Source organism: Pseudomonas rhizozeae (assembly GCF_031583775.1).
Lineage (GTDB): Bacteria > Pseudomonadota > Gammaproteobacteria > Pseudomonadales > Pseudomonadaceae > Aquipseudomonas.
This window is the reverse complement of sequence record NZ_JAVLSB010000041.1, coordinates 1-12,000: the sequence shown is the minus strand read 5'-3', so window position 1 is coordinate 12,000 and position 12,000 is coordinate 1. Positions and strand designations below refer to the sequence as shown.

Annotated in this window: 10 protein-coding genes and 4 tRNA genes; 10 read left to right on the top strand and 4 right to left on the bottom strand. The window is 59.9% G+C overall.

The annotated features are described in order from the left end of the window. Positions 1-131: 131 nt before the first annotated feature. The 4 genes from RG836_RS12700 (at position 132) to RG836_RS12685 (ending at position 670) form a co-directional block, all read left to right on the top strand. Positions 132-207 (top strand) — tRNA-Val (locus RG836_RS12700). Positions 208-226: 19 nt separating this feature from the next. After that, positions 227-303 (top strand) — tRNA-Asp (locus tag RG836_RS12695). A 199-nt stretch (positions 304-502) separates the two neighbouring features. Next, positions 503-578: transfer RNA gene (locus RG836_RS12690), tRNA-Val, on the top strand. A 15-nt stretch (positions 579-593) separates the two neighbouring features. Continuing rightward, a tRNA-Asp gene (locus RG836_RS12685) sits at positions 594-670 on the top strand. A 107-nt stretch (positions 671-777) separates the two neighbouring features. Here the strand turns inward: RG836_RS12685 and RG836_RS12680 are convergent. Together RG836_RS12680 and RG836_RS12675 are read right to left on the bottom strand one after the other, a co-directional pair. Continuing rightward, positions 778-1,923 (bottom strand): catalase family protein, encoded by a 1,146-nt coding sequence (locus tag RG836_RS12680; protein ID WP_310845844.1) that lies wholly within the window; start codon positions 1,921-1,923, stop codon positions 778-780. A 28-nt stretch (positions 1,924-1,951) separates the two neighbouring features. After that, positions 1,952-3,760, bottom strand: a complete 1,809-nt coding sequence (locus RG836_RS12675) for a di-heme-cytochrome C peroxidase (RefSeq protein ID WP_310845842.1) — start codon at positions 3,758-3,760, stop codon at positions 1,952-1,954. A 270-nt stretch (positions 3,761-4,030) separates the two neighbouring features. On the opposite strand from RG836_RS12675, the gene RG836_RS12670 reads away from it, so the two are divergent. The 5 genes from RG836_RS12670 (at position 4,031) to RG836_RS12650 (ending at position 6,735) form a co-directional block, all read left to right on the top strand. Then, on the top strand, positions 4,031-4,747 hold the full coding sequence (locus tag RG836_RS12670; RefSeq protein ID WP_310845841.1) for an FKBP-type peptidyl-prolyl cis-trans isomerase: 717 nt from the start codon (positions 4,031-4,033) through the stop codon (positions 4,745-4,747). A gap of 293 nt (positions 4,748-5,040) precedes the next feature. Then, the gene (locus RG836_RS12665) at positions 5,041-5,496 is read left to right on the top strand and encodes a YkvA family protein (protein ID WP_310845839.1); all 456 of its coding nucleotides are present in this window, start codon (positions 5,041-5,043) and stop codon (positions 5,494-5,496) included. Positions 5,497-5,608: 112 nt separating this feature from the next. Next, on the top strand, positions 5,609-5,947 hold the full coding sequence (locus tag RG836_RS12660) for a helix-turn-helix domain-containing protein (RefSeq protein ID WP_310845837.1): 339 nt from the start codon (positions 5,609-5,611) through the stop codon (positions 5,945-5,947). Then, positions 5,944-6,315 carry a hypothetical protein gene (locus tag RG836_RS12655; protein WP_003179080.1) on the top strand — a complete coding sequence of 124 codons (372 nt, stop codon included), beginning with the start codon at positions 5,944-5,946 and terminating at the stop codon, positions 6,313-6,315. Before RG836_RS12660 ends, RG836_RS12655 begins: the two co-directional genes overlap by 4 nt. Beyond that, positions 6,316-6,735 carry an SEL1-like repeat protein gene (locus tag RG836_RS12650; protein ID WP_310845835.1) on the top strand — a complete coding sequence of 140 codons (420 nt, stop codon included), beginning with the start codon at positions 6,316-6,318 and terminating at the stop codon, positions 6,733-6,735. A 92-nt stretch (positions 6,736-6,827) separates the two neighbouring features. On the opposite strand, the gene RG836_RS12645 is transcribed toward RG836_RS12650, so the two are convergent. Both RG836_RS12645 and RG836_RS12640 read right to left on the bottom strand, forming a co-directional pair. Continuing rightward, positions 6,828-8,612, bottom strand: a complete 1,785-nt coding sequence (locus RG836_RS12645) for a bifunctional diguanylate cyclase/phosphodiesterase (protein WP_310845834.1) — start codon at positions 8,610-8,612, stop codon at positions 6,828-6,830. A gap of 142 nt (positions 8,613-8,754) precedes the next feature. Next, the gene (locus RG836_RS12640; protein ID WP_310845832.1) at positions 8,755-10,836 is read right to left on the bottom strand and encodes a carboxy terminal-processing peptidase; all 2,082 of its coding nucleotides are present in this window, start codon (positions 10,834-10,836) and stop codon (positions 8,755-8,757) included. Positions 10,837-11,015: 179 nt separating this feature from the next. On the opposite strand from RG836_RS12640, the gene RG836_RS12635 reads away from it, so the two are divergent. Then, a complete protein-coding gene (locus RG836_RS12635) occupies positions 11,016-11,978 on the top strand; it encodes a zinc-binding dehydrogenase (RefSeq protein ID WP_310845830.1) in 963 nt (320 codons plus the stop codon). Positions 11,979-12,000 lie beyond the last annotated feature (22 nt).

Below are 12,000 nucleotides of genomic sequence, written 5' to 3'. Positions count from 1 at the left end.
GGCATTATTGTCTTCGCGGTGCGATAGGCCAACCCTTCTCTAAGCCTTTGGAAGGCCTGCAAAAATTAATTAAAAAAGTGCTTGCCAGAGGTAGGGTCGCTCCGTAGAATGCGCGCCACACCGAACGTGAAGGGTGATTAGCTCAGCTGGGAGAGCGTCTGCCTTACAAGCAGAATGTCGGCGGTTCGATCCCGTCATCACCCACCATTCGCATTCAGTGTTACGCGCAGCGGTAGTTCAGTCGGTTAGAATACCGGCCTGTCACGCCGGGGGTCGCGGGTTCGAGTCCCGTCCGCTGCGCCATATTCGGTAACCTGGAACGCTGAACGCCAGGTCACCACAGAAAGCCCGCTAAAGCGGGCTTTTTGCTGTCTGCAGATTGTGATATTTCCTGCGGTGCGCTGGGTTTTTACAGTGATTCAGCTTTTTTTTGATGAATTTGTCATTTAAATCAGCACGTTAAGAATTTCTGTGGCAGAATGCGCCCCGCAACGAAGGTAAAGGGTGATTAGCTCAGCTGGGAGAGCGTCTGCCTTACAAGCAGAATGTCGGCGGTTCGATCCCGTCATCACCCACCACTTTCCACGTTACGCGCAGCGGTAGTTCAGTCGGTTAGAATACCGGCCTGTCACGCCGGGGGTCGCGGGTTCGAGTCCCGTCCGCTGCGCCATATTTCGCTTTCAGGGCCCACTGAACACCCGGAAGCTAAAAAGAAAGCCGCTTATATAAGCGGCTTTTTTTGTGCCCTGAATTTGAGCCCAGGGATTTGTGCAGCGCTCAGGGCGCTGACGCTTCGGCATTGCGCGCGTGCCGATAATCGCTCACCGCCTCATACACAGCTTTGCGCAGCCGATTGATACCACCAATCGGCCGGTGCGCTTCAATGCCGAACCAGGGGTTGAAGGATTGGTTGTCGCAGGCCAGGTTCAGCGACGGGGTGTCGAAATCCTGCGCCGGGACTTTGATCCGCGCCACCGTTTCGAACGGTGCATCGCTTTCCTTCCACTCGATGCTGGTGTCCTCGATCGGCATGAAGCGGCTGGCGTCCTGGCGCTGGATCTGCAGCACAAAACAGGCGGGTACGCGGTCGGTGGACAACTGCTGATTCAGGGCGCTGCGCAGAAAGTTCGGCAAAGCCTGATTCTGTGGCGGCACGCTGTAAGCCGGGCAGCTGTCGGCGTCAGGCGCTACGCGAAACTTGGCGTTGACCCCGCCGAACTTGTACGGCGACACCGAGAAGTAAGTGGTCTGCGTCGGGCTGGCCGGCGGCGATGACAGCGTGGCCAGGGCAATGAACAAATGCCGAACCTGCCAATTCAGCGGGTTCCAGCCCGGAAAGAACGCCATGATCTTTTTGCCGTCAGCTTGGGCAGCTACGTTCTGGCGGTACTCGGCGACATCGCTGACGAAGAAGTTCGGGTGACTGAACATCACGAAATCCTGTTCGCCCCGCGCCTGCTGGTCTTCCAGCAGTTGCTTGCCGGGCACGTTGTGCAGTTTCAGCGCCATGCCTCGGGCGTCGCGGATGCTGTCGAACTGCGGGTAGGCGTTGCCATTGGATAGGCGCAGGGTCGCTGGCCAGGTTTTCCCGACTTCGGCGAACACGCCTTGGCGCAAGTCTGCCGGCAAATCCGCCAACACCTGGACTTCGGCTTTCACGCATCCATGGGCCTTGGCGTGGGCATCGCGCAGGTAGCGGGTGCTCTCGCGGTGTTGGTCGACGATGCGTACGGCGGTCTGAATGATGTCTTGGGTCATCAAGGCTTCGCCGGGCGGGACCTGCTCCAGCGCCGACACCGGGCCACGATGCTGCCAGGCGAACCAGGCGGCGCTGATGCCCCAAATCACTAAGCCTACGATCAGCACCCGCATCAGCAGTTTGCCCAGCAATGCACCGAAGCGCAGCCAAAGGGTCCTCAACATAGTCAGCTCCTTGCAGCCACGACAACGGTCATGGCAATTGCGATTCCAGTGGGCCACCCAAGACTTTCAGGTATTCCAGCAGTGCCCAGCGTTCTTCCGGTTGCAGCAAGCGGCCGATCACCCCGTTGCCCCGCGCGCCGGCGCGAAATTCGTGACCGCTGTTGTGGTTGCCGGTAATCCGCGTGTCGAACACAAAGCCGTTGGTAAAGGCCTCGGTGCGATAACCCAAGTGCTGCGGGTCGTACTCGAAGTTGCCTTTATAGAAGGTGGTTGCGCGTTCATCTTGCGGTGAGAGCAATTGATACAGGCTCGGCACCGAACCGTTATGCAGGAACGGCGCGGTCGCCCATACGCCGGCCAATGGCCGAGCCTTGTAGGCGCGCAATTCGCGCACGCCGATCGGCAGGCCAAAACCGTCCATGTCGGGTTTCTCGGCGGGGGTGACGCCGGCTTCGCGATAGGCGCGCTGTTCCACGAACGCGGTGATATACGCCAGGCCTTTCGCGACGGACAGCTGGCTCAGATTCAAGGGCTCGGTCGGCTTCGGATGCAATTGCACCTCCAGTGCCTTCAACTCATCCGGGTTCCACTGCAAAGCCGTCACGTCGTAGCGGTGGTCAGCAATGTTGTTGGCCGCGCCAGGGTCGGTACCAATAAAAGCGACTGGCAGCATTTTCAGTTTCTGCACCCAGCGACCATTGATCTGCGCAGTGCTGGGCACATGGCATCCGGCGCAGTTTTCGATGAACAGCGCGCGACCCTTGCTCGCCAGGGACTTATCCACAGTGCCGAGCACCTCTTCGGGCCAGGCGGGCGGCTTCAATCGTTGCAGGGTCTGTTCAATCAGATGCAAATCGCGAACCCGTACGCTGGACGGGTAACGGGCGTCGCCCTCGAGCGGCTGGCGATTGTCATCGAAGAAATTCAGCGTCGCACCTACGCCTAGCGCCTCGCCGATATTGCGGGCCATCGGTTGCTCGGCCGAGCCGTTCCACTGCACCCAATCGAATGTCCACATGTCCCACAGTTGCGGATAATCCACCGGCGCGTCAGCCACTCGATAATTGGCCGGCGAAATAGCGTCGCCGAAGGTGGCGTTGGCGATGCGCCCGAACGCATCGGTGCGGCCTGGGCCTTCCTGGGTCGGGTAGAGGCCACGGTGGGTGTCGTTCCAGGCGACTTTGACGAAGGTGTCGAGCGAGGCTTTGAATTCCCGGCGCAGTTGTCCGTGACGGGCTTCGTAGTCAGCACCCAGCACCTGGCGGGCGAAGCGCTCGAATTTCCACGGGTTGTAATAGGTCGACACCAGGCTGGCCACCAGGGCCTGGCCGAAGCTGCCGCCCTTGAGCGTCGGCACGCTGGAGGGCAACACATGCTGGGCGGTGCCGCCGTCAATGCGGATCGCCTGACCTTTGAAACGCAGTTCACCGGTGTGGCAAGCGGCGCAGGTAATATCCAGAAATGCTTGCGGGTTGCCTTGATTGAGGTGTCGAGCGAAACCCACGGGCAAATTCCCGGGGTTATTGGGGGTGGCTGTCTGGCGCGGATCCACCAGGAAACCAAAGCGCGCCAAGTACTCGGGGCTGGCGAAACGCTCCTCGGAAAACGGCAGTTCCAGCGCCGTGAACCAGTCATAGCGCAAGCCTTTGACCTGGGTGCCTTGAGGCGTGAAGTAGTAGGTCTGGCGTTCGACAGCACTCCACTGCTCCAGGTAGTGAACCTGCTGCGCCGGGGTGTAGAACGGCAGTTTCGGGTTGGCGGTGTAATAGAGGATCACGGCCAGGCCGATGACCAGTAACACCCCGATCAGCGAGAGTAAGCGCAGGAAGAGACGCAAGTTGAACATCCTTGTCGATTTATCTGCCTGTTATGCCTGAGCCGCGAGTGGCAGGCAAGTGGCCATTACGCCAAAGCGTGTCGTCCGTCTCAGCGAGGGAGGTGGGAATTGCCTGACAGAAACTTCATCCAGGCCCGGGGCAAATTGCGTTAAAAGACCTGAACTTATCGGGAGTTAACTGCTCTCATGCCGGTAGCCATTGGTCGTGGCCGCCTGATAAGCTCGCGGCTTTACTCGATTGCCCTATTGGCGCATGAACAAGGAAATAGCATGAAACAGCATCGGTTGGCGGCGGCGGTGGCCCTGGTTAGCCTGGTACTTGCGGGTTGTGATTCGCAGACCAGCGTAGAGCTGAAAACCCCGGCGCAAAAAGCTTCCTACGGGATTGGCCTGAACATGGGCAAAAGCCTGGCTCAGGAAGGCATGGACGATCTGGACTCGAAGGCTGTTGCCCAGGGCATCGAAGATGCCGTCGGCAAGAAAGAGCAGAAGCTCAAGGACGACGAGTTGGTCGAAGCGTTCGCCGCCCTGCAAAAGCGTGCTGAAGAACGCATGGCCAAAATGAGTGAAGAGTCGGCAGCCGCCGGCAAGAAATTCCTCGAAGACAACGCCAAGAAGCCGGGTATCACCACCACCGCTTCGGGCCTGCAATACGAAGTGGTCAAGAAAGCCGACGGCGCCCAGCCTAAGCCGACTGACGTCGTGACCGTGCATTACACCGGTACCCTCACCAACGGCACCGTATTCGACAGCTCCGTCGAGCGCGGCAGCCCGATTGATCTGCCGGTCAGCGGCGTGATTCCAGGTTGGGTCGAAGGCCTGCAACTGATGCACGTTGGCGAAAAGTACAAGCTGTACATTCCTAGCGACCTGGCTTACGGCGCGCAGAGCCCGAGCCCGGCCATTCCAGCCAATTCGGTGCTGGTATTCGACCTGGAACTGCTGGCGATCAAAGATCCCGCCAAAGAAGACGCCGCCGCCAAATAATTGGTTTCGGTTGCACCGATAACGCCTCGCTTATGCGGGGCGTTGTTGCATCTGGGGTTCACTCATGGGAAAACAAAGCGAACCCAGGCGCCGACGTGAAGTCATAGCCACTAAGGGCGTCGCGCTAGCCGTAGGCGGGCCCCAAGTCAATGAAATATTGGGTTTTTTTATGTGAGTAAAAAACGCCCGATCTGAGTGCAGCCCTTATGCAGCGGGGGTCTCAGCCGTGAAATGCAGCTCTGTTCACAAGGTTATCCACAATTTGTGTGGATAACATTTCAGCGGAGGAAAAGATGAAATCACCGTGGAATTTTGCCCGTTTCCTGCCGCTCGCTGGACGTCTGCTGGCCCGTGGGCGTTTACCCACGCTGTTATTCGCCGTCGCCAGCAAGAGCGCCAGCCAAGGTGGCCGCCTCGGCAAGCTCAAAGACGATTTGCGGCTATTGCAAGCGCTCTGCCTGGCTTACTGGCGAGGCGACTACCGTGCGATCAGCGGCAAGTCGCTGATCGCCGTAGTCGCCGGCCTGATGTACTTCGTCAGCCCGGTGGATGCGATCCCGGATTTCATCCCGGTGTTCGGCATGCTCGACGATGTGGCCGTGCTGGCCTGGTTAATGAAAACCCTCGATAACGAACTCAATGCCTTCCGCGCCTGGCGCAATCGCCAGTCCCCGGAAAAACTGGTGGTGGCCGAGCGCTTGCCCGATACCCCCGAGCAATTGCAACTCCAGGGCCCCAAGAAACATTGAGCCAACCAGGCTTATCCACAGATACATACCCCCGCGACCTTGGCCGCTGTTAGGATTACACTTCTAGGGAAAAGTACTGACTCGCTAAGTGTTGTTGTCCTACGGGGTAAACATGGATATTCAAATAATTACACGCGAAGGCGAGCCCGAATATGCGGTTCTGCCATGGGCTCAGTATCAGGCGTTATTGAAAGCTGCAGGCGTCGACCCAGCACCACGACAGACATCCGCTCCGCCCGCTGCAGCGCTCGACCCGGATCTCCCGGGTTTCGATCAGCTCCGTCATTTGCGCGAAGGGAAGGGAATCGCCGTCGAGGCGCTGGCCCGCACGGTAGGCATCAGCCCGTCATACCTGGCCTTGATTGAAAGCGGTGAGCGTCAACCCGACGCCGCGATTCGTCGCAGCTTGGCCTGGGAACTGGCGGTACCGGGTTGGAGGGAAGAATCGTGAGCGTACGCATCAGTCGTCAACATTGGGATGGTTTGTTGGGGGAACTGGACCAGGCGCGACGCCAGCGGCATTTGTTGACCTACCGCGCATTGCTCGAACGCTTGCAGTTGCCAAGCCCGGCGATGCAGACGCTGACGGCGGCTCTGGAGCATCTGGCCGCGCTGGACGCGCGCGCCGAGCAGCCACTGCGCAGCTCGCTGGTGATCAGCCAGGGCGCCAGTCGTTTGCCGCGCACCGGTTTTTTCGAATGTGTCGAGCGACTCGGACGTTTTTCCGGGCCCTCCGATGGCGTGGCCGCCGCTTCGTGGCACGCCTCGGAAGTGGTCCGGGTGTTCGAGTACGAGTACCCAGAGTCGGCCGAGGCCTGAGTGTTTTTAAGACTCAAGGCCCGCGCCAGTTACTGGCTGGCCCGGCGCCTGTTCCATTGGCCTTGGCTGGTGCGCCAGCCGCGCGGCTGGCGCTGGCTGGAAGGCCAGTTCGCGCGCATGGCCAACCTGGGTGACGTCGGGGCGCAAAGCTTCTATGGGCACATCCTGCTCTTTCGCGGTGTTGGTCTGGGCGCGCGCGAGGAGGGCGTACGTCTGCTGCGTCTGGCGGCGTTGGCGGGGGACGGCAAGGCTGCTTACCAAATGGGCGTGATCAGCCTGTCAGGCGACGTCAGCAAAGCGCCGGACCCAAGCGAAGCGGCCAAGTGGTGGACGATGGCGGCGAAGGCCGGGCATCCGTTGGCTGAGGTCAAGTTGCGAGGGTTGGCGGCTGGTGATTCGGCGTCGTCGCGTGAGGTCTGAGACGCGGGTGCCGATGCCTTCGCGAGCAGGCTCGCTCCCACTCAGGCGAGCATTCATCCGTGGGAGCCTGCCCGCGAAGCGTCTAATGGCGGTCACTTCTGGCCAGCCATGCGCTCCTCAACCACCGGCGTCAGGCTGTCGATCACGTAAATGCTGTAGCCCTGCACGTTCTTCGCGTGATGCTTGGCCTGCGAGGCCATCTCCGCTAACTGGCTGGCATCGAGTTGTCCACAGGCCTGTGGATGCAAATGCACCACGCCAATTGACAGCGATAACAACGCAAACTCCTGACGCACCCCCTGGCGATTGGGCGCGATAAAACACCCAGCTTCCAGATGTTCTGCGCGATAGAAGCGTCGACACTGGCCGTGGAAGTCGTCGAGCAGTTGGTTCAAGCGCTTGCGCCAGTCTTCCGGTCCGAGCACCAGCAAGAAGTCGTCGCCGCCGATATGGCCGACAAAGTCGCGGGAAGGATCGACGCGATCGTTCAGGCATTGCGCCAGGCACAGCAGGACTTCATCACCACGCCCGTAGCCGTAGATGTCGTTAAAGGGTTTGAAGCTGTCGATGTCAACGTAGCAGATCACCGACTCGCGTCCCTGTTGCAGCAGGCGGGTCAGGCACTGCTGGATCGGCACGTTGCCCGGCAACAAGGTCAGCGGGTTGGCATAGCGGGCCTGCTGAATCTTCAGTTCGGTGATCAGCTTCAGCACATCGATCACCCGGCCCAAGCCCAGGTAGGCGCCATTCAGGGTGATGATGAAATCTTCTTCAATGCGCTGGCGGGCGCGGCTGGTGATCAAACGGCTGACCTGTTGCAACGACTGGCTCAGTTCGACGGCAAGAAAATCATCGTTCATCAAGCGGCTTATCGGCTTGCGCGCGAACAGGTCAGTGGCGAAGGGCTTGAGCAGTGCGTCGGACAACGAGTGGCGATGAACGATGCCGCAGGGCTGGCCGGTGTCGTCAAGCACAGCGAGGGAGTTGAGGTTGGCCTGACGCCGAAACGCCTCCAGCACGGTGGCCGTCGGCGTGTCGCGGGAGACGGCCGGCTGATCGTTGAGCAGGGCGCTGAGGTCGCTGCCTTCCTCGCTGAGCGCCACCGCCACGCTTTCCTGCTTCGGCAGCATGTTGCGCGCGTCCCTCGGCGGTTGCTCCTGGGGACGGCAGAGCAAATAACCCTGTATCAGATCGACGCCCATTTCGGTCAACACCGCCAGTTCTTCCGGCAGCTCAATACCCTCGGCGATCACCTGTGCACGGGAGGCCTTGGCGATCTGCAGGATCGAACCGACGAACTCGCGCTTCAGTGCATCCTGGTGAATGCCGTCGATAAAGTGCCGGTCGATCTTCACGTAATCCGGCCGCAGTTCCGACCACAAACGCAGGCTCGAATAACCAGCGCCCAAGTCATCCAAAGCGATGGAGAAGCCCATATCGCGATAATGGTGCAGGGCGGTTTGTAGCAGTTGGAAATCATCGATCGGTGTTTGTTCGGTGAGTTCGATCACTACCTGGCTCGGCGGAATACCGAAATCCTGCAGCAACTGCAACGTGCGACCGGGCTGGTGCGCCGCTTCAAGCAATGTTTCGGGCGAGACGTTGAGGAACAGCTTGCCGGGCAGTTGTTGTTCATTGAAGCGGCGACAGGCGCTTTGCCGGCAGGCGATCTCCAGTTCACTCAAACGACCGGCCTGGCGGGCCACGGCGAACAACGCCAGAGGCGAATGGAGCGGGCTGTTGGACGGGCCACGGGTCAGCGCCTCGTAACCGAGGATACGCCGTTCCGAGAGGCTGAAGATCGGCTGGAACAGACTGTGCAAACCGCTTTGCGCCAGAATTGAACTCAAGGCACTCAGCTGTTCGGTCGTGGTCATGGCGATCTCGGGCGATAAAAAAGGACTGGCGCGAGCCCCGGTGAGGGAGGTCGCGCCAGTCCTGTATTTCACGACAGATTGATGACTGTTTGATGACGCTAGAAGGAGCGGCAGCGTTAAATTGCCATCATCTGCAAGCCTTTTAGTGCTTGGCCACCGTGGTGTTGAGCTTCAGGTAATCCAGCAGAATCCGCCCCGCCTCGCTGAGGTAGGCATCGTCTTCCGGTTTGGTCTTGTCCGGCTCGGCCGCCAAGGCGTCCTCGTCTTCTTTCTTCAGCTCTTTGAGCGGTTCTTCGCCCTTCGCCTTGCGACGAATGTTCTCCATGGCCAGTTGCTTGGCGTCGATATCGGTGTGCTGGGCACGACGATCGGCTTCGTTGAGGCTGACGGTTTTCTCCGCCATCAACTTCTGCGCCAGGGCCAGCTTGTCACGGATGAAGACGAACTCGGCGTCCTTGTCCGAACGCACGTCATGCTCGGACTTGAGCTGCGTGAGGTACGGCTTGAACGGGTCGAGTGCAGGCTTGATCGCCGGCTTGATGGTGTCCCACGGCATGGCTTCCGGCAGGGCGCTTTCACCGATTTCCTTGGTGTCGATGAGCGACGGGAAATCAACATCCGGCAGAACGCCCTGGTGCTGCGTGCTCTGCCCGGAAACCCGGTAGAACTTGGCCAGCGTCAGTTTCAGCTCGCCATGGTTCAGCGGTTGAATGGTCTGCACGGTGCCTTTGCCGAAGGTCTGGCCGCCGATGATCAACGCGCGGTGATAGTCCTGCATGGCACCGGCGAAGATCTCTGAAGCCGACGCGGACAAGCGGTTGACCAGCAATGCCATCGGGCCTTTGTAGAAAGCGCCCGGGTTTTCGTCTTCCAGCACATCGACCCGGCCATCGGCGTTACGCACGAGCACGGTCGGGCCTTTGTCGATAAACAGGCTGGTCAGCTCGGTGGCTTCCTGCAACGAGCCGCCGCCGTTGTTGCGCAGGTCGATGACCACGCCGTCGACTTTCTCTTTCTGCAGTTCGGTCAGCAGTTTCTTGACGTCGCGGGTGGTGCTCTTGTAGTCCGGGTCGCCGGCACGGAAGGCCTTGAAGTCCAAGTAGAAGGCCGGAATCTCGATGACTCCGAGCTTGTAGTCCTTGCCATCCTGCTTGAGGTTGAGCACGGACTTCTTCACGGCCTGGTCTTCGAGCTTCACCGCTTCACGGGTAATCGGCACGATCTTGGTGGTCTGGTCGTTCGGCGCATTGCTGGCCGGAATCACTTCGAGGCGCACCACGGTGCCTTTCGGCCCACGGATCAGTTTGACCACTTCGTCCAGGCGCCAGCCGACCACGTCGACCATTTCCTTGTCCGCCTGGGCCACGCCGATGATCTTGTCCGCCGGCGCGACCTGTTTGGTCTTGTCCGCAGGACCTGCCGGCACCAGCCGGACGATTTTCACCTGGTCGTTGTCGCTCTGCAGCACGGCGCCAATGCCCTCGAGGGACAGGCTCATGTTGATGTCGAAGTTTTCCGCGTTATCCGGCGACAGGTAATTGGTGTGCGGATCGTAGGACATGGCGAAGGTGTTGATGTACGCCTGGAAGATGTCTTCCGCGCGCGTCTGATCCAGGCGTGCCAACTGGTTCTTGTAGCGCTTGGTCAGGGTTTCCTGGATCTGCTTGGGCTCTTTGCCGGCGATCTTCATGCGCAGCACTTCGTCCTTGACGCGCTTGCGCCACAAGTCGTCGAGCTCGGCAGAAGATTTCAGCCACGGAGCGTCCTTGCGGTCGATCAGCAAGGTTTCCTTGGTGGTGAAGTCGATCTTGTCGACACCTTTGTTCAGCTCGGCCAAGGCGAAGTCCAGACGCGCCTTGACGCGGTCCAGATAGCGTTTGTAGATGGTGAACCCCGCGTTCAGGTCGCCACTCTTGAGGAAGTCGTCAAACTGGGTTTTCCATTTGTCGAATTCAGCAATGTCGCTGGCCATGAAATAGCTGCGCGAAGGGTCCAGCAGCTTGAGGTAGCTGTCGTAGATAATCACCGAACGGGCGTCATCCAGCGGCGGCTTGCTGTAGTGGTGACGCTTGAGCAACTCGACGACGTTAAGGCTGGCGATCACCTCGTCACGGTCAGGCTGAAGCTTGTCCCAGCTATTGGCTGCGAACGTATTGGCCGACATCGACAAACTGCCGAGGCCAATGAAAAGAGCGAGTGCGGTGCTGGGGAACAAATGCTTCATGCTGATTCGACGCGGGGACAATTGATAACGCATATTAGGCCGTCTTTGAAGTCGCCGGTACCCGAGGTTCTACGCAAACTGCCAAGCGGCACGTTTTCGTACGACCGGGGCCGGTCGCATAATGCAAAAAGCCCGGCGCTATAGCTACGGGCTCAGTCCAGACTCACTATGGAGGCACTGTGAAGGCATTGCAAGGCGTTGAAGGTCAAGTGGAGTGGGTTGAGACGCCTCGTCCTACCTGCGATGTAGGACAAGTCCGCATCCAAGTCGCGGCGGCAGGTCTCAATCGAGCCGATTTGTTGCAAAAAGCCGGGCTCTATCCGCCGCCTCCGGGGGCGAGCGAGGTGCTCGGCCTGGAGTGTTCCGGGGTGATCAGTGAGGTTGGCGCGGGGTCGTCGTGGCAAGTCGGAGACCGGGTCTGCGCCTTGCTGGCAGGGGGCGGCATGGCTGAGGAGGTGGTGGTCGACGGTCGCCATGTGCTGCCTGTGCCGGACGGCGTGTCGCTGGTCGAGTCCGCGGCGTTGCCCGAGGTGTACGCCACGGTCTGGCTGAATGTGTTTCAACTTGCGGCGCTCAAACCCGGTGAGAAAATTCTCCTGCACGCCGGGGCAAGTGGAATTGGTTCAGCCGCCATTCAGCTGTGCAAGGCGTTTGGCAACCCGTGTTGGGTCAGCGTGGGCTCGGCCGAGCGTCTGAGTTACTGCCAGCAGCTAGGCGCCCAGGGCGGGGTGATTCGCACCGACGGCCTCGATGGATTGAAAGACCTGGGGCCGTTCGACGTGATTCTCGACCCGGTCGGCGGCCAGTACGCAGCATTGAACCTCAAACTGCTGGCGCTCGACGGCCGCTGGGTGCTGATCGGTTTGATGGGCGGGCGCGAAGCGCCGCTGGACCTTGGGCCGTTGTTGGCCAAGCGCGTGCAGTTATTGGGCTCGACATTGCGCAGTCGCAGCGATCAATTCAAGGCTGACCTGCTCAGCGACCTGAACCAGCACGTCTGGCCGCTGTTCGCCGAAGGCCGCTTGCGCCCGCAACTGGCCAAGACCTTTGCGATCAAGGATGCCGAAGCAGCGTTTGCCGAACTGGCGAGCAATACCGTGGCTGGGAAGCTGGTTTTGGTCATTGACGAAAGCCTCAGCTGAGCGAGGACATTTGTGGTGAAGG

What these genes read in the sequence shown, in the direction of transcription:
- RG836_RS12680 (WP_310845844.1), bottom strand. Translation starts at nt 1,923, where the DNA reads ATGTTGAGGACCCTTTGGCTGCGCTTCGGTGCATTGCTGGGCAAACTG.
- RG836_RS12670 (WP_310845841.1), top strand. Translation starts at nt 4,031, where the DNA reads ATGAAACAGCATCGGTTGGCGGCGGCGGTGGCCCTGGTTAGCCTGGTA.
- RG836_RS12665 (WP_310845839.1), top strand. Translation starts at nt 5,041, where the DNA reads ATGAAATCACCGTGGAATTTTGCCCGTTTCCTGCCGCTCGCTGGACGT.
- RG836_RS12660 (WP_310845837.1), top strand. Translation starts at nt 5,609, where the DNA reads ATGGATATTCAAATAATTACACGCGAAGGCGAGCCCGAATATGCGGTT.
- RG836_RS12645 (WP_310845834.1), bottom strand. Translation starts at nt 8,612, where the DNA reads ATGACCACGACCGAACAGCTGAGTGCCTTGAGTTCAATTCTGGCGCAA.
- RG836_RS12640 (WP_310845832.1), bottom strand. Translation starts at nt 10,836, where the DNA reads ATGAAGCATTTGTTCCCCAGCACCGCACTCGCTCTTTTCATTGGCCTC.